This is a genomic window from Brachybacterium massiliense, from assembly GCF_900184245.1.
GTDB lineage: Bacteria > Actinomycetota > Actinomycetes > Actinomycetales > Dermabacteraceae > Brachybacterium > Brachybacterium massiliense.
This window is the reverse complement of sequence record NZ_FXXB01000008.1, coordinates 1,449,446-1,470,275: the sequence shown is the minus strand read 5'-3', so window position 1 is coordinate 1,470,275 and position 20,830 is coordinate 1,449,446. Positions and strand designations below refer to the sequence as shown.

The following is a 20,830-nucleotide window of genomic DNA, read 5'->3' as shown; positions in this document are numbered from 1 at the left end:
AGTGGAGCGATGAGCCAGACATCGCAGCAGAGTTCGGGTCCGACGATCGCGCCGATCCCCGAGGGCCTGGCCGAACGCGCCGCGCTCCTGGGCGGCCCCGAGGGCATGCTCACCGATGAGCAGATCCGCAGCTTCGTCGCCGAGAACCTCGCCGCCACCGACGTCGACGGCAAGTCCGTGTGCCTGATCATCCCCGACGGCACCCGCTCCGTCCCCCTGCCCAAGGTGCTGCCCGCGATCCACGACGCGCTCGCCGGCCGCGCCTCCTCCGTCACCGTGCTGATCGCGCTGGGCACCCACGCCGCGATGAGCGAGGCGGCGATCGACAAGCTGCTGGGCGCCACCGAGCGCGGCGCGAAGGCCACCTACCCCGAGTGGACCGTCCTCAACCACGCCTGGGACGACCCCACCCAGATCGCAGATCTCGGAGAGATCCCCGCCGAGCAGATCGCCGAGCTCACCGGCGGGCTGCTCACCGACGTCCCGATGCGCGTGAAGATCAACCGCCTGGTCGCCGAGTCCGACGTCAACCTCATCGTCGGCCCCGTCTTCCCCCACGAGGTGGTCGGCTTCTCCGGCGGCAACAAGTACTTCTTCCCCGGCTGCTCGGTGCACGACGTCATCGACATCTCCCACTGGGTGGGCGCGCTGATCACCGCCAGCCGCATCATCGGCACGCTCGGCATCACCCCCGTGCGCCAGCTGATCGACGCCGCGAGCGAGCTGATCGACACCGCGAAGTTCGCGTTCACCATGGATGTCCTCTCCGGCGGGCAGGAGCTCAACGCCATCGCCTACGGCGACCCGCAGGCCGCCTGGGCCGCGATGGCGAAGATCTCCGCGCAGACCCACATCACCTACGTGGACAAGCCCTACCAGCGGATCGTCGCGCTGGTGCCGGAGATGTACGACGACATGTGGACCGGCGCCAAGGGCTTCTACAAGTCCGAGCCCGTCTGCGCCGACGGCGGCGACGTGATCATCTACGCCCCGCACATCACCGAGGTCGCCTCGATGCACCCCGGGATCCGCGACATCGGCTATCACAACATCGAGTACTTCACGAAGCAGTGGGACCGCTTCAAGGACCACCCCTGGGGCGAGCTCGCCCACTCCACGCACGTGACGGGCCTGGGCACCTACGACCCCGCCACCGGGGAGGAGAAGCAGCGCGTGAACCGCTACTTCGCCACGTCCATCCCCAAGGAGGAGTGCGAGGTCTACAACGTGCTCCACATGGACCCCGCCTCCCTCGACATCGAGGCGCTGCGCGAGGACCCGGACACCCTGGTGATCGACCACGCCGGCGAGGTGCTCTTCCGCCTCGCCTCCGAGCGGGACGGCTCGACGGAGCAGAGCGCGTGACCAGCACCCCCTCCCGCCCGGTCCCGCTCACCCTCGGCACGGCCCCGTCGGCCCCCTCCCGCCCGGTCCCGCTCACCCTCGGCACGGCCCCGTCGGCCCCCGCCTCGCTGTTCTCGCCCGGCCATCCTGGTTTCGAGGTCACCGCGATGACCCCGGAGCACCTCGCCGGTGAGGCGCTCGAGCTGGCGGACGCCGTCGGCGCCGAGCTCGCGGGCGTCCAGCGCCTCGGCGTCGCCTACTCCGGCGGCGTGGATTCGGCGACCCTGCTGGCGCTGGCCGTGCGCACCCTCGGCGCGCAGAACGTGGTCGCGCTGCTGGGCGTCTCCCCGTCGCTCGCCCGCCGCGAGCGGCGCCTGGCCCACCAGGTCGCCGAGGTGATCGGGGCGCAGGTGGTGGAGGTGCCCACCCGTGAGGGCGAGAACCCCGACTATCAGAAGAACGACGCTGCTCGGTGTTTTCATTGCAAGGACGAGCTGTTCACCCGCATCGGCGAGGACGTGGCCGGCGAGCAGCGACTGGATGCGGTCGCCTACGGCGAGAACGCCGACGACGCCACCCGGCACGACCGCCCCGGCGCCGGCGCTGCGAAGCGCCACCGGGTGCTGCGCCCGATGTCCGCCGTCGGCATGACGAAGTCGCAGGTGCGCGAGGTGGCCCGCCAGCTCTCGCTGCCTGTCGCGGACAAGCCCGCCGCGCCCTGCCTCGCCTCCCGCGTGCCCTTCGGCGAGGAGGTCACACCCGAGAAGCTGCGACAGATCGACGACCTCGAGGACGCCGTCTACGAGCAGGGTTTCAGCGACTGTCGCGTGCGCCACCACGGCGCCGTGGGCCGGATCGAGCTGCCCACCGAGGAGCTGCCCCGCGCCATGGAGCCCGCGATCCGTGAGGCCCTGGTCGCCGCGGGCAAGGAGACCGGGTTCCAGCACGTCACGATCGATCTCGACGGCATCCGCTCGGGCCTGTTCTCGCTCCAGATCCTGGGCCGGGGCTCGCGTGGCTGAGCGCGAGGGGACGGCCGACGGGCGGATCGAGGGCTTCCTCGACCTCGACCTCGACCGCGCCGCACGCCGCGGCGCTCCCGAGGCGGTGCTGTGCGACGCCAAGAGCGTCGACCAGGTCGCCGCGATCGCCGCGGAGTACGCGCGCCTGCACGCCGAGGGGCGCGAGGGACTCGGGCCGGTGCTGTTCACCCGGGCCGACGCCGCCCGCGCCGAGGCCGTGCGCGCCGCCCTGCCGGACGCCTCCCATGACGAGACCGCCCGCCTGCTCGCCTGGCCCGCGACCCCGCCGGAGCCGACGGGAGGCCTGGTCATCGTGGCGTGCGCCGGCACGAGCGACCTGCCTGCGGCGCGCGAGGCCGAGCTCACCGCCCGCCACCTCGGCCGGCCCACCCGGCTGATCGCGGACATCGGCATCGCCGGCCTGCACCGCCTCCAGTCCCGCCTGCCCGAGCTGCGCGAGGCCGCCTGCGTGGTGGTCGCCGCCGGGATGGACGGGGCCCTGCCCACCGTGGTCGCCGGACAGATCAGCGCGCCTGTGGTCGCGCTGCCCACCTCCGTCGGCTACGGCGTCGCCAGCGGCGGCGTCACCGCCGCGCTGACGATGCTCTCGGCCTGCGCCCCCGGCATCGGCGTGGTCAACATCGACAACGGCTACGGCGCCGGGCACCTCGCCGCCCAGATCGCCCGCTGGGCGCCCGCGCCGAGAGAGGGGCGGTCGAAGGTCACCACGCCCCGGGAAGTTAGTTAGCTGACAGGTTGATAAAGTGTCGGGGTCGTCGTGAGAAGAGGAGGGCCCATGGCAGCCCGCAGAGCCGAGGCACCCGCCCGGGCCGCGCACCGCCCGTCGGCCCGTGAGCAGATGCTCGATGCCGCCGAGGCGCATCTGGGCGCCGGCGGGACCCTGACGCTGGACTCGGCCGCGCGTGCCGCCGAGGTGACCAAGCCCGGGCTGATGTACCACTTCGCCACCAAGGAGCTGCTGCTCACCGCGATCCTCGATCGGATCACCGCCCGCTACGAGCAGGGCGTGGCGCACGCCGTGGCCGAGACCGGTGTGGACTTCGCAGAGGCCACTGCCGCCCAGCGCCACCTCGCCTACCTCGACTGGGCCGGCACGTCCCCGCTGAGCGCCGCTGATCTGGTGATCTTCGCGGATCCGAAGCTGCGCGTCACGCTCACCGAGCGCTGGCAGGGGCAGATGGATCGCTGGCTGCACGTTCCCGCGGGAACGCCCACGGCGCTGCGAGCCCGGCTGCTCGCCGTGCGACTGATGGCCGACGGGCTCTGGTTCGACCGCGCGAGCGGACTGCTCGCCGAGCTCCCCGCGGAAGCTGCGGCACTGCGCGCCCTGGCCGAGGACCTGCTCGGGGAGAACGCATGATCGCCTTCGCGCTGCTCTCCGGCGCGCTGCGCACCGGGATGCCGCTGGGCGTGGCCTACGGGGTGTGGGCCGCGGCCGGGATCGTGCTCACCGCGCTGCTGTCGCGCCTGCTGTTCCGAGAGGTGCTGACCCCGCTGATGCTCGGCGGGATGGGGCTGATCGCGGCCGGGGTGCTGCTGGTCGAGCTGGGCGGCTGAGAGCCCGGGCACGGCCGATCTGGCACAGTATGCGCCAGGACCGGGAGGGGTGGGATGAGCGGAGCTGAGCAACATCGGGCAGGTACCCGCCACCTGCTGGTGCCCGCCGCGATCCTCGCCGTGGCAGCGCTGCTGATCGCGCTGGTGCTGTGGATGCGGCCCGTCGAGCAGTCCGAACCCGCCGTCACCGCCGTGCCGACCGGCCCGGCCGCACAGTCCTCGAACCTCCCGCACCCCTCCGAGGTGGCGCTGCCGGATCTCAGCACCGCCGAGCGGCGCGATGCCGAGGACCTCCTGGCCGAAGGGCCCGTGGACGCGCCCGTGGTGATGGTCGTGTTCACCGACTATCAGTGCCCCTACTGCGCCCGCTGGAGCCACGAGACCCTCCCTGAGCTGCGCGACTACGTCGAGCGCGGCGAGCTGCGCATCGAATGGCGCGACGTGAACGTCTACGGCGAGGACTCCGAGCGCGCCGCCCGCGCCTCCCTCGCCGCCGCGATCCAGGGCGAGCACACCGCCTACCACCAGGCCCTGTTCGCCGGCGGGGAGATCCGCGGCGCGAGCGGGCTCACCGAGCAGGCCCTGATCGACCTCGCCGACGAGCTCGGCCTGGACACCCAGCAGTTCACCGAGGACCTCCGCTCCGAGCAGGTGGCCCGCACCATCTCCGAGAACGCCGCCGAGGGCCTCGAGCTGGGCGCGGTCACCACCCCCTCCTTCGTGATCGGCGGGGTCCCGAGCGTCGGCGCGCAGCCCACCGAGCACTTCCTCGCCCAGATCGACGAGGCCCTCGAGAAGGCGGGTCCCTGACATGGAGATCTCCGTGCTCGCGGCCTTCCTCGGGGGCTCCCTCGCCCTGCTCAGCCCCTGCGGGGCGCTGCTGCTGCCCGGCTACTTCGCCTCCTCCGTCACCAGCCGCGCCGGACTTCTGCTGCACGGCGCCGTGTTCTTCCTCGGCCTCGTGCTCACCCTCGTGCCCCTCGGCGTCGGCGCGGGCCTGGTGGGCACCCTGTTCATCGCCCACCGCGGCACGCTGATCACGGTGACCTCGCTCGTGCTGATCGGGCTCGGCGTGCTCCACGCCCTGGGCCTGGGGCTGGATCCCGCGCGGATCGTGCCCGGCCTGGACCGTGCCCGGCAGGCGTCGGCCCGCGGGCGCGGCCTGCCCCGCACGCTGCTGCTCGGTGCCGTGGGCGGAGTCGCCGGGTTCTGCGCCGGCCCGATCCTCGGCGCCGTGCTCACCCTCGCGATGGGGCACGGGAGCGTGGCGCTCGCCGCCGCGCTGCTGGCCCTCTACGGCGCCGGGATGGTGGTGCCGCTGATGCTGCTCGCCGCGCTGTGGCGCCGGCTCGGTCCCGTCACGACAGCCGTGCTGCGAGGCCGCGGGATCACCGTCCGGGGCCGGCGCCTGCACACCACGAACCTGCTCACCGGCGCGCTGATCATCGCCGTCGGCCTCCTGTTCTGGACCACGGACGGCCTGGTCGCCCTGCCCTCCCCGGTCCCCACCGGCACCCTCGCACGCTGGCAGGAGGGCCTCGCCGTGCTCAGCGGCGCCGGCGTGCAGATCGGGCTGATCCTCGCCGCCGCCGCGCTCGCCCTGGCGCTGTGGTGGCGGAGGGAGCGCCGCCGTTGAGACGCCGCACCCTGCTGCTCGGCCTGCCCGCCTCGGCCCTCACCCTCGCCGCCTGCGAGACCAGCGCGCCCGAGCCCACCAGCGCCCCGCCGCCCGCTCCGGTGCCGGAGGTCGATCCTGCACCCGTCCTCGAGAACGTGCCCGCCGAGCAGGTCGAGCCCGGATCGCTCCGCCTCACCCTCGAGATGGACGTGATGATCGTGGTCGAGACCGGCTGGAACACCGCCCCGCAGCAGCTGGACGGCATGTTCCTGGGCCTCGACGACAGCGGCGAGACCCTCCGCTTCACCGCCCTCGACCAGGACGGCACGCTGCGCTGGACCGCCCAGCGCCCCCACGGCCAGCAGCGCTTCGCGCTCACGCGCACCGAGACCGGCCGCGCCGTCGCCGTGCTCACCGAGCCGGCTCCGAACAGCGCGAGCGGACCCAGCGCGAGCTGCTACGACCTGCGCACCGCGGGCCTCGTCTGGGGCCCGCACGAGATGCCCGGACCGCTCGCAGGCCCCGGGCTGCTTGTCGAGGTGCCGGGCGGGCCGCAGGCGGTGCTCGCCACCGAGAGCGGGGCCGTGCTGCTGGGCGAGGCGGAGCTCGGCGGCGGCCGGCCCCTCGCGGAGCACCTCGGCACCGTGCTGCTGTGCGAGGAGCGCGAGCTGGTGGCCCGTCGCGGAGCGGGCTTCGCCGAGCTCTGGCGCACGCCGCTGCCCGAGGGGCTCGACGCCTCCGCGCTGCAGGTGCTCGCCCCCATCGACACCACCACCGGCCACGCCGTGCTCGGCGACGGCACGAACCCCGGGATCCTGCTCCACCTGGAGGACGGCCGGATCCTCGACGAGCAGGTGAGCGCCGCCGCCCACGACCACGGCCTCGACGTCACCGTCCTCGTCCACGGCGACACCGTGCGGGGCCTGGATCCGGACGGCACCGAGCGCTGGCGGCACCGCGACCCCGAGCAGCTGGTGCTGCTCAGCGCAGGGGAGCGGCTCGCCTACGCCCAGCGCCCGAAGGAGGGCACCCTGGTGGTGCTCGACACCTCCCAGGGCCTGCTCGTGAACCCCTTCGACGCCGACCGCAGCGGCCCCCTTGCCGTCCCCGAGCTGTTCTCCGCCGACGCCGCGACTTCGGTGCGCATCGAGCAGACGCGGTACCTCGTGACCACCACCTTGGACGAGGCCTACGGCCTGCGCGACTGAGCCGGGATGCCCTGCCGCCCCCGGACGTCGACGGAGGGTTGCCGCTGGTTGCCCACCCACGGGGTAGGATCATGCGCCAGATGCAGGGGGTGCGGCGGGCGCCCCCGGGACGAGGCAGCGCCGAGCAGGCGAGGACGGAGCCGGCCAGGTGGCGGACAAGCGCGTGACGATCTACGACGTCGCCAAGACCGCCGGCGTCGCACCGTCCACCGTCTCACGCGCCTTCTCCCGCCCCGGCCGCGTCAGCGCCGCCACCCACGCCACCGTCATGGCCGCCGCCAAGGAGCTCGGCTACCGCACCGCCGCCCCCGCCGCCCAGGAGCGGGGCCAGCGCCACCACCGCCTCGGCATCGAGGTCCCCGACCTCACCAACCCCTACTTCGCCGAGCTCGTCTCCGGTATGCAGGAGGCCGCCCATGAGCAGGAGTTCCTGCTCATGCTGCTGGACACCGTCGAGGACGAGGCCCGCGAGCGCACCAGTCTCGAGAGCGCCGTCAACGTGGTCGACGGGATCGTCCTGGCCGGCACCCGCCTCTCGGATGCGACCCTCAACCACCTCACCAAGCGCATCCCCGTGGTGGTCCTGAACCGCCGGGTCGCGGGCCTGGACTCGGTCACCCCGGACTACGAGCACGGGATGGGCCAGGCCATGGCGCACCTGGCCGAGAACGGCTCGCGCACCGTCACCTACGTGGCCGGGCCCGTGAACTCCTGGTCCGACGGGGAGCGCTGGCGCGCCGCCCGCGTCGCCGCCCGCCAGCACGGCATCCAGGTGCAGCGCCACGGCCCCTTCGCCCCCACCACCGCCGGCGGCGAGCAGGCCTTCGAGGAGCTGCGCGACTCCCTGCCCCACGCCGTGATCTGCTACAACGACCTGGTCGCCTTCGGCTTCCTGATCTCCGCGCTGCGCGCCGGGATCCGGGTGCCCGGGCAGCTGTCGGTGATGGGCCACGATGACATCCAGCTCTCCCGCCTGGTCGGCGGCGGGCTCACCACCGTCGTCAGCCCCAAGCGCGCCCAGGGCCGGGCCGCCGTCGAGCGCCTGGTGCGCCGCATCGAGAACCCCTCCGCGCACCGCACCCCCGTCGAGGGCTCCCTCCCGGTGCGCCTGGTCCCGCGCGGCACCACCGGACCGCGCGAGGCAGGGGCCTGAGCGGCGGCGACGTCGGCAACCCGTGACAACCCTCCCCGTGACGGCGGGTGCCCTTGCGAGGATGGCGGCATGAGCAACGATGCCTTCGTGCCGCACCCTGACCGACTCCTGCCCGCCGACCCCGCCGTCCGCGAGATCGCGCGCGAGCTCTACGAGCTCCAGAAGGACCAGCCGATCGTCTCGCCCCACGGCCACGTCGATCCCCGGCTGCTGCTGGACGACGAGCCCTGGAGCGATCCCACCGCGCTGTTCATCACGCCTGACCACTACGTCAACCGCCTGATGCACTCCCGCGGCGTGGACCTCGCCGACCTCGGCGTGGGCCAGGGCCCGCTCGACGAGGCCGCCTCCCGCACGGCCTGGCGCCTGCTGGCCGAGCACTGGCACGCCTACGCCGGCACCCCCTCGCGTTACTGGATCGAGCACGTCTTCCACGAGGTCTTCGGCCTCGAGACGGTGCTGAACCCGCGCACCGCCGACGCGATGTACGACGAGATCGCCGAGAAGCTCACCCGCCCGGAGTTCCGCCCCCGCGCGCTGTTCGAGCAGTTCGGGATCACCGTGCTGGCGACCACCGACGACCCCGTCGACGACCTCGCCCCGCACACCGCGCTCGCCGCCGACGAGACCTTCACCGGGCGGGTCATCCCGACCTTCCGCCCCGACAAGTACCTCGAGCCCGCCCGTGAGGACTTCGTGGCCCTCACCGATGCGCTCGGCGAGGCCGCCGGGGTCGACGTCAGCTCCTACGACGGCTACCACCAGGCGATGCGCACCCGCCGCCTCTACTTCCGCGACCACGGCGCAGTCTCCTCCGACCACGCCCACATGGACCCGGGCACCCAGCGCCTGGCCGACGAGGACGCCCGCCGCCTCTACGCCGACGCCCGCGCCGGCCGGATCGGCGCCGACGACGCCGTGGCCCTGCGCCGCCACATGCTCGGCGACCAGGCGCGCCTCGCCGCCGAGGACGGCCTGGTGATGACCATCCACCCGGCCGTGCTGCGCAACCACTCCGAGGAGATCTTCGAGAAGTTCGGCCCCGACGTCGGCTTCGACATCCCGGTCGCCGTGGACTACGTCCACCACGTCCGCCCGATGCTCAACGACGTGGGCCTGGACCCGAACTTCCGCACCGTGCTGTTCACGATCGACGAGACCGTGCTCTCCCGCGAGATCGCACCGCTGGCCGGCGTGTACCCCTCGGTCTACGCCGGTGCGCCCTGGTGGTTCATCGATGCGCCCGACGCGATCCTGCGCTACCGCCGCGCCGTCTCCGAGACCCTCGGCTACACGCGCACCAGCGGCTTCATCGACGACACCCGCGCATTCTGCTCGATCCCCGCGCGGCACGACATGTCCCGCCGCCTGGATGCCTCGCACCTCGCCGGCCTCGTCGCCGAGCACCGCCTCCGCATCGAGGACGCCCGAGAGCTCGTGACCACCCTGCCCGATCAGCAGCCGCGCGAGGTCTTCCGCCTCGGCGCCGCCGCCAAGGAGAACCGATGAGCAACCCCAGCCCCTCCGATGTGGGCCGCCTGGTCCACCTCGGGATCGGCAACTTCGCCCGCTCCCACACCCTGCACGCCACCGCCGTCGCCGGCGGCTGGTCCGTGGTGGCCTTCACCGGCCGCTCCGCGACCATGGCCGATGCGCTCAACGCCCAGGGCGGGAAGTACGGCCTGATCGTGCGCGGCCCCGAGCAGGACGAGGTGAGCATCGTCGACGTGATCGACGAGGTGCACCCCGCCTCCGACGTCGATACCCTCGTGCGCCTGCTCGCCGACCCCTTCACCGCCGTGGTCACCCTGACCATCACCGAGAAGGGCTACGCCGCCGGCAGCGACCCCGCCACCTCCGCCCCCGCCCGCATCGCGCTGGGCCTTAAGGCGCGCCGCGAGGCCGGGGTCACCGAGCCGATCGCCCTGGTCTCCTGCGACAACCTCACCGGCAACGGCGAGGTGCTCGGCCAGGCCGTGCTCGCCGAGCTCGACGAGGAGACCAAAGTCTGGTTCGGCGACCACGTCGACGTCATCTCCTCGATGGTCGACCGCATCACCCCCTCGGCGGACGACGGCGCCGCGCAGACCGTGCGCGATGCGACCGGCCTGGTGGACGCCGTACCGGTGGTCACCGAGCCCTTCACCGAGTGGGTCATCGAGGATCGCTTCCGCGGCCGCCGCCCCGAGTGGGAGAAGGCAGGCGTGCAGTTCACCGACGACATCGAGGTGCACGAGCTGCGCAAGCTGCGCCTGCTCAACGGCGCCCACACCCTCATGGCCTACGCCGGCCAGGTCGCGGGCGTGGAGCGCGTGGACGAGGCGATCGCCCACCGCGAGGTGCGCGCCCTGGTGGAGCAGCTGTGGGCCGAGGCCCGCTCGACGCTGCCGCTGCCGGCCGCGCAGCTCGACGCCTACACCACGGCGCTCGAGGAGCGGTTCCGCAACCCGCGCCTGGCGGACAACCTGATCCGCATCGCGGCCGACGGCTCCGTGAAGCTGCCCGTGCGCGCCCTGCCCGTGATCGCCGAGCGCGGCGGCCCCGAGCAGGCGCCCGGCGAGGTCGCGGCCGTCGCGGCCTGGACCGCCTGGGTCACCGACCGCGTGCGCGCCGGCCACGAGGTGCAGGACCCGAAGTCCGCCGAGATCGCCGCCGCTGCGGGCATCGAGGACACCACCGAGCGCGTCACCGCGCTGCTGGCCCTGCTGGGCGTCGCTGCGGGGGATTCCCTGGTCGCGGCCGTGGCCGCTGAGGAGCGGCGCCTGCCGCGCCCCTGAGCTGGGCTGGCCCGCATGGCCACCGACGGCGCCTTCGCGAGCATCTCGCGGGGGCGCCGTTCCGTATCCCGGGCCCCGGGCTCCGGTGCATGCGGTTCAGCGCAGGCGCGGCACCCAGCAGCGCACCTGTGCGCGGTAGCGGGCGTAGTCGGCGCCGAAGCGCGAGGCGAGGTCGCGCTCCTCCTCGGGCCGCACCAGCAGGTGCCACAGCACCGCTCCCGCGAGCGCATAGGCGATCACCAGCCACGACTGTCCGAGCAGGCCCACCGCGATGCCCTGGCCGATCCCGGCGACGGCCATCGGGTTGCGCACCCACCGGTAGGGCCCGGCCACCACCAGGCGGTGCGGCATCGCCGAGGGCAGCGGGGTGCCGCGGCCGATTCGGGCCATCGTCGCCGCGGAGGCGAGGCCGAGCGCGCTCGCGGCGAAGAGCAGCACCAGCCCGCAGAGCATCGCGGCCGCCCCCAGCGGCTCGGGCAGCGTCGCGGAGACGCCCCAGCGGCGCTCGAGCCAGACCACCGGCAGCGGGATCACCACGAGGAACAGCGTCCAGAACACCAGCAGCTGCGCGACCGTGGCCGGAAGCGGCCGCTCGGCGGAGACGCCGCGCGCGGGGCGGAAGGCGAGGGGGCCGACGAGGAACCGCTGGAGCGAGACCCGGCCGCGCAGCACCAGCATCGCCGCGAGCACCGAGCCCGCCGACGCCGCGACCATCGCCACCGCCCCCCATCCGGCCTCCCCGGTGAGCGTCGCGAGGACCACCATGCCGGCCGTCACCAGCAGCGTCCACGGTGCCGCGATCCATACCGCCCAGCGCATGCCGAGCGCGGCCAGCGCGGAGGCGAGCACGAACAGCGGCACGTCGAGAAGGCCCACCAGCAGCGGGTCCAGCGGGCCGAGGGTCGCGCCGCACACCGCGTCCACCGTCGGCACCAGCACCCACCAGACGGCGCCCGCGAGGGCTTGGAGCGCGAAGTAGGCGCGGCCGGTCGCGCGGGTCAGCAGGGGCATGGTCCGTGCAGGATATTCGGGTTCAGGCCCCGGAGCCGGCTCAGGCCAGGTCGGCGAGCTTCTCGAAGCGCTCGAGGCGCTCGCGGTAGTAGTCGGCGTGCGCGAGGACGGGCTCGACCCGGTTCAGCACCGGCACCTCGGCCACGGGAGTATCGGGCGCGGCCTGCTCGAGCGCCATCACGGCGGCGCCGCGCATGGTCGAGCGGGACACGGCCACGTGGTCGATCGGCATCGCGAGCGCGTCGGAGAGCAGGTGCAGCCAGCCGGGGACCGCCCCGGTCATGCCGCCGGAGAGCACGATCCGCTCGGGCTCGCCGCCGGCCTCGCGCATCTGGTCGGCGATGCGCAGGAACGACAGGGCCACGCCCTCCATCGCGCCGAGCAGCATGTCCTTCCAGGTGGTGGAGGCGCCCACGTTCGCGAACATCGCCCGGGAGCTGCCGCGCCACTTGGTGCCGCGCTCCCCGGAGAAGAAGGGGATCACCAGCGGCGTGCCCTGGGAGGGCGGGCCGGAGAACAGGGTCGCGGTGTCGGTCGCGTCGATGTCGAAGGGCATCGCGAGCTCGTTGCGGCACCAGTCCAGCACGCGCCCGCAGTCGCTCATCGCGGAGCCCACGAGGGTGCGCTGCTGGTCCACGCGGTAGGCCCACAGTCCGCTGGGCAGGGTGGGGATCTCGGTGGAGAGCAGCTGACGGATCGCGCCCGAGGTGGCGGTGGAGATGCCCCAGGTGCCCTCGCCCAGCGCACCGATGCCGAGGTTCGCGGCCAGGCCGTCGCCGATCACCGGCAGCCACACGGCCTCCCGCAGCTGCGGGAACTCGGCGGCCAGCGGGGTGCCGTCCACGGGCAGGGCGTCGGAGGGATCGAGGGCGGGGCCCATCATGTCGGCGTCCACGCCCACGGCCTCGAGCAGCTCGGGCACGTACAGCCCGGTGCGCCGGTCGATCATGCCCGACCACGCGGCGGAGGCGGTGCCTAGCGCAGCGGTGCCCAGCAGCTTCAGGGCGACGTACTCGCCCAGCGCCATGAAGCGGGCGGTGCGGGCGAACACCTCGGGCTGCTCCTCGCGCAGCCAGGCCAGTCGCGGCGCGGTGAAGGAGGAGTGCAGGCGGGCGCCGGTGCGCTCGTGCAGCGCGTCCACGTCGAGCGTGCCGGCGATCTGCTCGACCTGGGCGTGGCAGCGGGTGTCGGCGTAGGTGATGCACGGGGTCAGGGCGTTGCCGGCCGCGTCGACCGCCACCAGCGTCGAGGCGAAGGTGTCGAAGCCGATCGCGCGCACCTGCCCGGGCAGCGGGGTGGTGGTGAGCACCGCGGCGAGGGAGGCGCGGATCTCCTCGACGATCTGATCGGCGTCGATCGTGCTGGTGCCGTCGTCATCGACCGTGAAGGAGTGCGTCTCCTTGTGGTTCAGCTTGCCGACCTCGCGGCCGGAGACGTCGTAGACGGCGGCGCGGGTGCCGCCGGAGCCGATGTCGATGCCGACGACGAGCGGTCCCTGGGCGTCCTCGGCCGGGATGTTGAAGCGGGGCATGGAGATCTCCTGCGCTCGTCGGGTCGACCTGCGCCTCGCTCGGGCGTCGAGCAACTCGCAGAGTGTCGATCCAGCATACGAGCGGGGCTGTGCGCATCGAGGTGCTCGCCGCGGGTTGCCACGTACCCGGGCGAGGGGAGCGGCGCGGGCGCCGCAGGCGGGGACGCATGATCCCGGCCCGCGGCGCCCGCGTTCACGCCATCCGCCGTCTCACTCCAGCACGGACCGGCCCACGTAGTCGCCCTCGGCGCAGCCCGGCGGGATCGCGAACACCGCCGAGCCGATCGGGGTGGTCCACTGGTTCAGCAGATCCAGCGCATCGAGCCTGCGCTGGATCGGCAGGAACTGCCCGTTCAGATCAGCCTGGAAGGAGACGAAGACCTGCCCGGCCTCGGAGACCGAGTCCGAGCCGGGCGGCGGGGCGACGTCGTAGTTGTACGGGCGGCGGAAGATCTCCTGGTGCTCGCCCTCGTCGATCCCGTTCGCCCGGCGCATGTGGGAGAACTCGCCGATCACGGGGAAGCCGTTCACAGAGACCTTCTCGAAGTCCGCCCGCGAGAACTCGTCCCCGCCGCTGAGCGGCGCGCCGGAATCCAGCCGGGTGCCGGTGGACTGCTCGCGCGCCGCACGATCCGCCTCGTCCCAGCCATCGAGGTCCATCCGGATCCGACGGATCACCATCGACGTGCCGCCCGCGAAGGGGCCCTCCTTGATCCACACCACACGGGAGAAGTGCTCGCTGCCGAGCTGCGCGTTCGCGCTCCCGTCGAGCTGCCCGAACAGGTTGCGCATCGTGGTGCCCGGCGCCTGGGTCCCGGGCGAGCGACGGAAACCGGGCTGGACCCAGCGCACCCGGGTGAAGGCTCGAGCATCCTTGAGCAGCATCCGCGCGGCGTGCGAGACCGTCAGAGGATCCTCCGCCGCGACCTGCAGCATCAGGTCACCACCGGTGTACTGCTCCTCGAGCCGGTCGATCCCGAAGGCCGGCAGCGGGGCCAGCCACGACGGCGCCTCACGCCGTGCCCGCTCCATCAGCCCCGGGCCGAACCCGAAGGTCACCGTGAGCGAGGCGGGCTCTGAGGCCATCTCCGGTTCGGTGTCCGCGAGCGCGGGACGGCCCTGGGTGAGGCGGGCCGCATCATCGGTGAGCAGGCGCAGCAGGCGCAGCACACCCTCGCGATCCACCTCCTCCCGCAGATCCAGGCCCAGGAACGTGGCCGCAGCCGGGGCGGGGGTCTCGATCCCCGCCTGGTGCTCCCCGTGGAAGGGGACGGTGAGCTGACCGTGCAGCGCCGGCTCTGCGGCGGCCGGCTCCTGCGAGGGCTCGCGCAGGGCGCGATCCAGGCCGACGGACGCCGCACCGACGCCGAGTGCACCCGCGCCGAGCACCCCGGTGCGCAGCAGGTGCCGACGCGCGGGTCGGAACGGGGTCGGGGAGGGGGTGTTCACTCCTCACCCCCGTGGTCGGAGTGGTCGTGGCCCTCATGGCCGCCTCCGTCGGAGGCCCCGGAGCCCGTGCCGTCCTCAGGCTCGTAATGCTCCTGGGCCCCGGCGAAGTCCTTGACCGTCGCCGTGTACGCATGCTCGGTGCCATCCTCGAAGAGGAGGGTCAGCTCGACCTCGTCGCCGGGCAGCAACGGTGCGGCGAGGTCCATCAGCATGATGTGGTCCCCGCCCGGCTCGAGCACGAGCTCACCGCCGGCGGGCAGCGGGAAGCCGCCCTCCTTCTCCGCCATGCTCATGCCGCCCGAGCCGTCCGAGCTGGTCTCGTGCAGCTCGACCATCGAGCTGGCCGGAGTGGAGACTCCGATGAGCACGAGGTCTCGTCCCGAGTCGTTGCGGAGCGTGCCGAAGGAGGAGGTCATGCCCTCCTCGGCGGCCTTCACCCAGGGGTCGGCGAGGGTCAGGCCGTCACCGACCGGCTCGTCCTGAGGGGGCGCGGTGGTGCCGGCCTCGTCATCGCCGGGGCCGGTGCAGGCGGTCAGGGACAGCAGGAGGCCGGCGGCGAGGGCCGCGCGCCGCGTGGGGCGGGCAGTGCGTGCGGGGGAGAAGGGCAGGGGGATGCTGCGGGACATGAGGGGTCCTTTCGGAAGCGCTCCGAGGCACCGACGGCATGGGGCACGTCAGCGGGGAGCGGCGGGAGGAGCCGTGCAGTGGCACCGCACGGCGGGATCGACCGAAGGGCCGGCCTGAGCGGGCGCGCGAACGCGGCCGTCGGAGTCGACGGCTCTCAGGCGGCCAGGACCAGGGGAGGGCCGCGTCGCCGCTGGGGCGTGAGCACCGCCCGCTGCGCGTGATGCAGGTGCGGCGTCCCGGGCACCGGACGCGCCGGGGCGGAAGAGGCGGGGCGGGGCAGCGCGAGGGAGCGCGGCGGCCGGGACAGCACACGCAGCACGGCGCCCACGAGCCCGGCGCAGCGCAGCAGGAAGGACTCCCCGCGATGCAGCAGCACGGTGGTCAGGAGCGCTGCGACGAGATGCCACAGCAGCATGTGCAGATCGGAGTACTGGGCGTGGAGCGCATGCTCGGTGCCGCCCGCGCCGTGCGGGCCGTGGCCTGCGAGCGAGCCCGTCGCGGTGTGTGCGCCGTGGCCGAGGTGGGAGCCGGGCGGATCGACCATCCGCAGAGTCGGATCCCCGGGGGTGCCGGCCGTGAACAGGCCGTGGAACAGGGCCTGGCTCGAGAGCACGGCCGCGCCCATCCTCAGCAGCGAGAACCGCGTCCCGGCCAGCACCGTGCAGAGGGTAACCGCGAGCCACCACGGCAGCGCCACCCCGAGCCATGACGGCATCTCCGCCCCGGCCACGAGGTGCCCGCCGAGCGCCACCGCCGTGGCCACGGACGCCGCGACGCCCCCGCGCAGCAGGCGCAGGGGCGAACGGGCGGAGGTCATGGGGACCATCATCCCCGATCCGTGCCCAGAACGCTCATGCGTCGTCGGGCACCACCATCACCGGACCCTCGGCGCGCAGCAGCACCGCCTGGGAGACCGAGCCGAGCAGGGTCGAGGCCATCCGGCCGCGGCCCCGGGTGCCGAGCACGATCAGCTGTGAGGTCGCAGCGGCCCGCAGCAGCGGCGTGACCGGGTCCGACAGCAGCACCTCGGCGGTGACGGTCAGCTCCGGGTGCAGCGCGCGCAGCTTCTCGGCGAACACCTCGAGCTCCTTCGCGAGCTCCTCACGGTGGCGGTCGAGGATGCCCGGATCGGGCAGCCACGCCATGTAGGCCTGGCCCCAGGCATCGGGCCGGGGCATCACCGCGAGCAGATGCAGCGGGGCCCGACGGTTCAGCGCCGCCACGGCGGCATGCTGGATCGCCGCGTCGCTCGGCTGATAGAGGTCCACCCCGACCACCACCGGTGCGTCGTCCGGCACGGGGGCGAAGCGCTCAGGGCCCTCGGCGGTGCTGATCTCGTACTGCTGCGGGACCACCACGGTGGGGCAGTGGGCGTGAGCGGGAAGCGCCGAGGAGACCGAGCCGAGCATCCGGCCCAGGAATCCGCCCCGGCCGCGGGCACCCACCACGACGAGCTGCGCCTCGGCGGAGAGCCGCACCAGCACACCGGCGGCGTCGCCGTGCTCGGTGCGCAGATCCACCTCACCGGGATAGCCGCGCAGGTGCTCGCGCGCCTGCTCGAGCTGCTCCTGGGCGGCGGCGAGGCGGGCCACCTCGGCGGGGACGCTCGGGATCAGTGCCGCGTCGGCGTACGCCATCGTCGGCACGGTGTAGGCGGTGACCACGGTCAGCGGCACCTCCATGCGCTGCGCGGCACGCGCCGCGTAGTGGAGGGCCAGCACGGAATGATCGGAGTCGTCGAAGCCGACGAGCACCCCGAGGGGCCGGTCAGCAGGGAGCGGGGACTGAGAGGTGAAGCCGTCGTCGTGCATCTCGACCTCCTGCGCCGGGGGCTTCAGCGACCGGTGACGGCGCCCCCGTGATCGAGTCCGCCATCGGTGAGTCCATCGTAGGCCGGGCGCACCCACTCTTCGAGGGCCGACGGTCCCGCCCTCACCGCGCCCGTGGCTCCTGGGGCCGGGCCCGCACGGGCCCGGCCCTGCAGGCGTGCTCAGCCCTTGCGCGGGCCGAAGCGCGGCGCGGGCAGCGGGGGAGCGACGGCCGACGGCTTCTTCTCGAGCAGGGCGAGCGCCTCGGTGACGCCGCGGGCGAGCTGCGGGTCCTCACCGGCCACCCAGGCGTTCGGCGGCAGCGGCACCTCGATGTCCGGGTCCACGCCGTAGTTCTCGATGGCCCACTCCTCGCCCTCGAACCAGCTGGCGTACTTCGGCTGGGTCACGCCGGTGCCGTCCACCAGGTCATAGCGGCCGTCGATGCCGATCACGCCGCCCCAGGTGCGGGTGCCGATGATCGGCCCGATCTCGAGGGCACGGGAGACGGCGTTCACGATGTCACCGTCGGAGCCGGCCTCCTGGTTGGTCACCAGCACCACAGCGCCGCGCGGCGCGAAGGCGGGATAGGTGCCCGGCTGCTCGTGGCGGGGGTAGTCCCAGGACAGCACCCGTCGGGCGAGCCGGTCGGTGACCAGCTGCGAGGTGTGGCCGCCGCTGTTGTAGCGCACGTCCACCACGAGCCCCTCCTTGGTGGTGGCCTCGCGCAGGTCGCGGTGCATCTGCGCCCAGCCGGAGGAGACCATGTCCGGGATGTGCAGGTAGCCCAGCCGTCCCCCCGAGAGCTCCTCGACCCGGGCGCGGCGGGAGGCGACCCAGTCCTGGTAGCGCAGCGCGGAGTCGTCGGCCAGCGGCGTGACCGCCACCCGGTGCTCGGCGCCCTCGCGCAGCAGCACCAGCTCGGTGGGCGTGCCGGCCGAGCCGACCAGCGCCGCCTCGACCCCCTCGCGGAACACCGGGCGGCCGTCCACACGGATCACCGCATCGCCCACCTGCGCGCCCACACCGGGGGCGAGCAGCGGGGAGCGGGCGTCCGGATCGGAGGAGTCGCCCGGCAGGATCCGGGTGATCACCCAGCGCCCGTCCTGCAGCGCGAAGTCGGCGCCCAGGTAGGCGGGCAGCATCGGCGGATCGGCCTTGTAGACCGCGCCCTGCACGTAGGCGTGCGAGGTGCCGAGCTCGCCCTGGACCTCCCACATCATGTCCTGGAAGTCGTCATCGGTGACCAGGCGATCGATCACCGGGTCGTACCAGGAGGTCATGGCGTGCCAGTCCATGCCGTCCATGTCCGCGCGCCAGTACTGCTGGGCCATGATCCGGTAGTTGTCCCAGAGCATGCCGCGGCGCTCCTTGACCGGGTCGACGTTCAGCCGCATCCGGCCGGTGTCGATCACGATCCGGGCCGGGTCCTCGTCCTCCACCTTGCGGGTGGCGGGGATCTGCACCCAGGCCTCGCCCTGCCTGATCACGAGGGACTCGCCGTCGCCGGAGGCGGCGAGATCGGTGACGCCCTCGGCGAGCACGGTGAGCTTGCGATCGGCGAGGCTCCAGTGCTCGAGCGCCGGGGCGGGATCCTCGCCCTCGACCCCGGCGCGGGCGCTGCCCAGCACCCCCTTCTGCGGGTGACGCAGCCACACGAACCCTCCGGTGACGGCGGTCAGGTGCGAGTAGTAGCCCGAGACCACGGGGAAGGGCACCAGGCGCGACTCGATCGCCTCCAGGTCGATGCGGGTGGCGGGCGGGCGGCCCGCCTCCTCGGCGCCGGCGGCGCTGTGCGAGGTGGCCGGCTCCGTCGACGCGTCCGTCGCGGCGGTCACGGAGGGGGTGTCCTTCGCGCCCGCCTGCTTCTCGCCGCCGTCGGCGCCGCTCGTGTCGCCGGCGCCTCCGCCGAGCGTCCAGCCGTCGGGGTGCGGGCCGAAGGGATCGGGGGTGGTGCGCTCGAGCGGCAGCAGGAAGGGCCGCTCGGCGTTGACGAAGCCCAGGTCGAAGACCATGTCGTCGTACACCGTCTCGAAGGTGCGCAGGCTCAGCAGCGCCAGGTGCTTGCCGTCGGCGCTGAACGCCGGGGAGGAGTCCTGGTACTTGCCGGAGGTCAGCGCCCGTCCCGTCGGCTCCGGATCCTCGGTGTCCGAGAGCATCAGGCGGCTGAGCTGCCAGGAGTTCGGCTCGCCCCACACCAGCCAGCGCCCGTCGGGCGACCAGGCCAGATCCCGCACCTCGCCACCGGCGGAGCGGCCGATCTCGCGCACCCCGTCCAGGTGCGGCACCTCGACGGCGTGCTCGGCGTCCTGCTCCCAGGCGGAGGCCGACGGGCCCTTCGCGGCGGAGCTGCGGGAGACCTTCGCCGGATCCTCGATGCCGCGCAGGGTCACCAGGCGCACCACGTTGTCGTGGCTCGAGATCGCGACCTTCGAGCCGTCGGGGGAGGGGATCGCGTGCAGGATCCGACCCACCTCGCCCAGGTCCAGGCGGATCTCCTGGCCGCCGCCGTCGAGCCGCGCGAGCGCGAGCACGTCCGAGCCGACGCCGCCGCTCTCGCGGTCGCCGAGCGCCTCCGCGTCGGAGACGAACAGCGCGTAGGGGGAGCGGCCCAGCGGCCGCACCTCGCGCAGCCGCAGCCCGCACGTTCCCGCCAGCAGCCGCGAGGGGCCGCCGCGGTGGGTGAGGGCGTGGGCGCTGCCGCGCCACTCGACCACGCTCGCCCGCGCATCGTGCAGCGGCCGCATGGCCAGCAGGTTCTCGGTCGCCGATGCCGGGCGGGGCAGGCGCGCGGCGCCCACCCCGGAGGTCAGCACATCGATCTCGCGCGGCTCCGCGTCCAGGGAGTCCATCGCGAACAGGCGGCCGCGCGAGCTGAACACGATGCTCGAGCCGTCGGTCGCGGGCTCGCGCAGGTAGCCCTGCGCGGAGGTCAGGGAGGTGTGGCGGCGCAGGTCGGAGCCGTCCGCGGCGACGGACCAGAGGTTCGCCGAAGCCCGGTCGGTCAGCGCGGAGCCCGGGCCGGGGGTGTCCGAGGCGAACAGCAGCCGGTCCCCGTACCAGGCGATCCGCAGCTTCGAGGAGAGGATCTCCTCGAGCAGCGGCTCCCAGCTGCGGGCGGCATGGGCCTCGGCAGGGGCATCGAGCGCGACGTCGTCCCGGGAGAGCCACAGCTTCACGGCGGTGCCGCCGCGGTAGTGCTTCCAGCCGGCCTGGTCGCGGCGCCACGGGGTGGCCACCACGGTGGTGCCGGAGGGATGGATCGCGACCTCTCCGCTGCGGCCCAGCGGCAGCAGCTCGGTGGTGCCGTCCAGGGCGATCGCCCACAGCTGCGCGTCGCGGGCGATCGGGGCGCCGTAGCTGGTGGTGGCCACGATCCGGCCGTCGGGCAGCCAGCCCACCACCTTGGTGGAGGCCCGGCCCCAGTAGGTCAGGCGCCGCGGAGCGGTGTCCCCCTCGGTGCTGATCACCCACACCTCGGGGCCGCCGGAGGTGCGGGAGGTGTAGGCGATGTGGTCGCCGTCGGGGGAGAAGCGGGGGTAGCCGACGGGGGCTCCCTCATCGGTCAGCCGCCAGGCGCGCCCGCCGGCCAGCGGCGCGAGCCAGACATCGTTCGCGGCGGTGAAGGTGATCGTGTCTCCCCGGACGTCGGGGTGGCGGAGGTACGCGGCATGGGCGGGCGTCGTCGACATGCCCTCCAGCCT

17 protein-coding genes and 1 pseudogene are annotated in these 20,830 nt (G+C 73.6%); 11 read left to right on the top strand and 7 right to left on the bottom strand.

The features are described 5' to 3' along the window. Window positions 1-9: 9 nt before the first annotated feature. The 11 genes and pseudogenes from BN4251_RS16575 to BN4251_RS16525 all read left to right on the top strand — a co-directional run bounded on the left by BN4251_RS16575 (window position 10) and on the right by BN4251_RS16525 (window position 10,700). Window positions 10-1,365, top strand: a complete 1,356-nt coding sequence (locus BN4251_RS16575; protein ID WP_087486105.1) for a lactate racemase domain-containing protein — start codon at window positions 10-12, stop codon at window positions 1,363-1,365. Further along, a complete protein-coding gene (larE, locus tag BN4251_RS16570; protein ID WP_087486104.1) occupies window positions 1,362-2,366 on the top strand; it encodes an ATP-dependent sacrificial sulfur transferase LarE in 1,005 nt (334 codons plus the stop codon). Before BN4251_RS16575 ends, larE begins: the two co-directional genes overlap by 4 nt. Continuing rightward, on the top strand, window positions 2,359-3,114 hold the full coding sequence (larB, locus tag BN4251_RS16565) for a nickel pincer cofactor biosynthesis protein LarB (protein WP_087486103.1): 756 nt from the start codon (window positions 2,359-2,361) through the stop codon (window positions 3,112-3,114). The genes larE and larB overlap by 8 nt, the downstream gene beginning before the upstream one ends. Window positions 3,115-3,162: 48 nt before the next feature. Beyond that, window positions 3,163-3,747, top strand: coding sequence for a TetR/AcrR family transcriptional regulator (locus BN4251_RS16560; RefSeq protein WP_170932009.1), 585 nt, complete (start codon window positions 3,163-3,165; stop codon window positions 3,745-3,747). Next, window positions 3,744-3,944 (top strand): annotated as a pseudogene (locus tag BN4251_RS16555) (DMT family transporter); the annotation flags it as partial. The gene BN4251_RS16560 and the pseudogene BN4251_RS16555, both read left to right, overlap by 4 nt. Window positions 3,945-3,998: 54 nt before the next feature. Next, window positions 3,999-4,754 carry a DsbA family protein gene (locus BN4251_RS16550; protein ID WP_087486101.1) on the top strand — a complete coding sequence of 252 codons (756 nt, stop codon included), beginning with the start codon at window positions 3,999-4,001 and terminating at the stop codon, window positions 4,752-4,754. Window position 4,755: 1 nt separating this feature from the next. Continuing rightward, window positions 4,756-5,580, top strand: coding sequence for a cytochrome c biogenesis CcdA family protein (locus BN4251_RS16545; RefSeq protein WP_087486100.1), 825 nt, complete (start codon window positions 4,756-4,758; stop codon window positions 5,578-5,580). Next, entirely contained in the window at window positions 5,577-6,770 is a 1,194-nt protein-coding gene (locus BN4251_RS16540) for a hypothetical protein (RefSeq protein WP_087486099.1), read from the top strand. The genes BN4251_RS16545 and BN4251_RS16540 overlap by 4 nt, the downstream gene beginning before the upstream one ends. A gap of 148 nt (window positions 6,771-6,918) precedes the next feature. Further along, complete coding sequence (locus BN4251_RS16535; RefSeq protein WP_087486098.1) at window positions 6,919-7,923, top strand: LacI family DNA-binding transcriptional regulator; 1,005 nt, start codon at window positions 6,919-6,921, stop codon at window positions 7,921-7,923. Between the two features lie 69 nt (window positions 7,924-7,992). Then, the gene (gene uxaC, locus BN4251_RS16530; RefSeq protein WP_087486097.1) at window positions 7,993-9,432 is read left to right on the top strand and encodes a glucuronate isomerase; all 1,440 of its coding nucleotides are present in this window, start codon (window positions 7,993-7,995) and stop codon (window positions 9,430-9,432) included. Next, the gene (locus BN4251_RS16525) at window positions 9,429-10,700 is read left to right on the top strand and encodes a mannitol dehydrogenase family protein (RefSeq protein ID WP_087486096.1); all 1,272 of its coding nucleotides are present in this window, start codon (window positions 9,429-9,431) and stop codon (window positions 10,698-10,700) included. Before uxaC ends, BN4251_RS16525 begins: the two co-directional genes overlap by 4 nt. Before the next feature lie 96 nt (window positions 10,701-10,796). Here BN4251_RS16525 and BN4251_RS16520 read toward each other — a convergent pair whose 3' ends face one another. The 7 genes from BN4251_RS16520 to BN4251_RS16490 form a co-directional block, all read right to left on the bottom strand. After that, on the bottom strand, window positions 10,797-11,711 hold the full coding sequence (locus tag BN4251_RS16520; RefSeq protein ID WP_087486095.1) for a methyltransferase family protein: 915 nt from the start codon (window positions 11,709-11,711) through the stop codon (window positions 10,797-10,799). 40 nt (window positions 11,712-11,751) lie between these two features. Then, complete coding sequence (locus BN4251_RS16515; protein ID WP_087486094.1) at window positions 11,752-13,242, bottom strand: gluconokinase; 1,491 nt, start codon at window positions 13,240-13,242, stop codon at window positions 11,752-11,754. Window positions 13,243-13,452: 210 nt separating this feature from the next. Further along, entirely contained in the window at window positions 13,453-14,691 is a 1,239-nt protein-coding gene (locus tag BN4251_RS16510) for a Dyp-type peroxidase (protein ID WP_087486093.1), read from the bottom strand. Next, complete coding sequence (locus BN4251_RS16505; RefSeq protein ID WP_087486092.1) at window positions 14,688-15,317, bottom strand: copper chaperone PCu(A)C; 630 nt, start codon at window positions 15,315-15,317, stop codon at window positions 14,688-14,690. The genes BN4251_RS16510 and BN4251_RS16505 overlap by 4 nt, the downstream gene beginning before the upstream one ends. 155 nt (window positions 15,318-15,472) lie before the next feature. Then, on the bottom strand, window positions 15,473-16,135 hold the full coding sequence (locus BN4251_RS16500) for a hypothetical protein (protein ID WP_087486435.1): 663 nt from the start codon (window positions 16,133-16,135) through the stop codon (window positions 15,473-15,475). A 34-nt stretch (window positions 16,136-16,169) separates the two neighbouring features. After that, on the bottom strand, window positions 16,170-17,129 hold the full coding sequence (locus BN4251_RS16495; protein ID WP_087486091.1) for a universal stress protein: 960 nt from the start codon (window positions 17,127-17,129) through the stop codon (window positions 16,170-16,172). 179 nt (window positions 17,130-17,308) lie between these two features. Further along, window positions 17,309-20,818 (bottom strand): S41 family peptidase, encoded by a 3,510-nt coding sequence (locus tag BN4251_RS16490; RefSeq protein WP_087486090.1) that lies wholly within the window; start codon window positions 20,816-20,818, stop codon window positions 17,309-17,311. Window positions 20,819-20,830: the final 12 nt, after the last annotated feature.

Coding starts and splice junctions, on each gene's coding strand:
- BN4251_RS16490 (WP_087486090.1), bottom strand. CDS start 20,818: ATGTCGACGACGCCCGCCCATGCCGCGTACCTCCGCCACCCCGACGTC.
- uxaC (WP_087486097.1), top strand. CDS start 7,993: ATGAGCAACGATGCCTTCGTGCCGCACCCTGACCGACTCCTGCCCGCC.
- BN4251_RS16515 (WP_087486094.1), bottom strand. CDS start 13,242: ATGCCCCGCTTCAACATCCCGGCCGAGGACGCCCAGGGACCGCTCGTC.
- BN4251_RS16545 (WP_087486100.1), top strand. CDS start 4,756: ATGGAGATCTCCGTGCTCGCGGCCTTCCTCGGGGGCTCCCTCGCCCTG.
- BN4251_RS16525 (WP_087486096.1), top strand. CDS start 9,429: ATGAGCAACCCCAGCCCCTCCGATGTGGGCCGCCTGGTCCACCTCGGG.
- BN4251_RS16575 (WP_087486105.1), top strand. CDS start 10: ATGAGCCAGACATCGCAGCAGAGTTCGGGTCCGACGATCGCGCCGATC.
- BN4251_RS16520 (WP_087486095.1), bottom strand. CDS start 11,711: ATGCCCCTGCTGACCCGCGCGACCGGCCGCGCCTACTTCGCGCTCCAA.
- BN4251_RS16550 (WP_087486101.1), top strand. CDS start 3,999: ATGAGCGGAGCTGAGCAACATCGGGCAGGTACCCGCCACCTGCTGGTG.
- BN4251_RS16560 (WP_170932009.1), top strand. CDS start 3,163: ATGGCAGCCCGCAGAGCCGAGGCACCCGCCCGGGCCGCGCACCGCCCG.
- BN4251_RS16500 (WP_087486435.1), bottom strand. CDS start 16,135: ATGACCTCCGCCCGTTCGCCCCTGCGCCTGCTGCGCGGGGGCGTCGCG.
- BN4251_RS16505 (WP_087486092.1), bottom strand. CDS start 15,317: ATGTCCCGCAGCATCCCCCTGCCCTTCTCCCCCGCACGCACTGCCCGC.
- BN4251_RS16495 (WP_087486091.1), bottom strand. CDS start 17,129: ATGCACGACGACGGCTTCACCTCTCAGTCCCCGCTCCCTGCTGACCGG.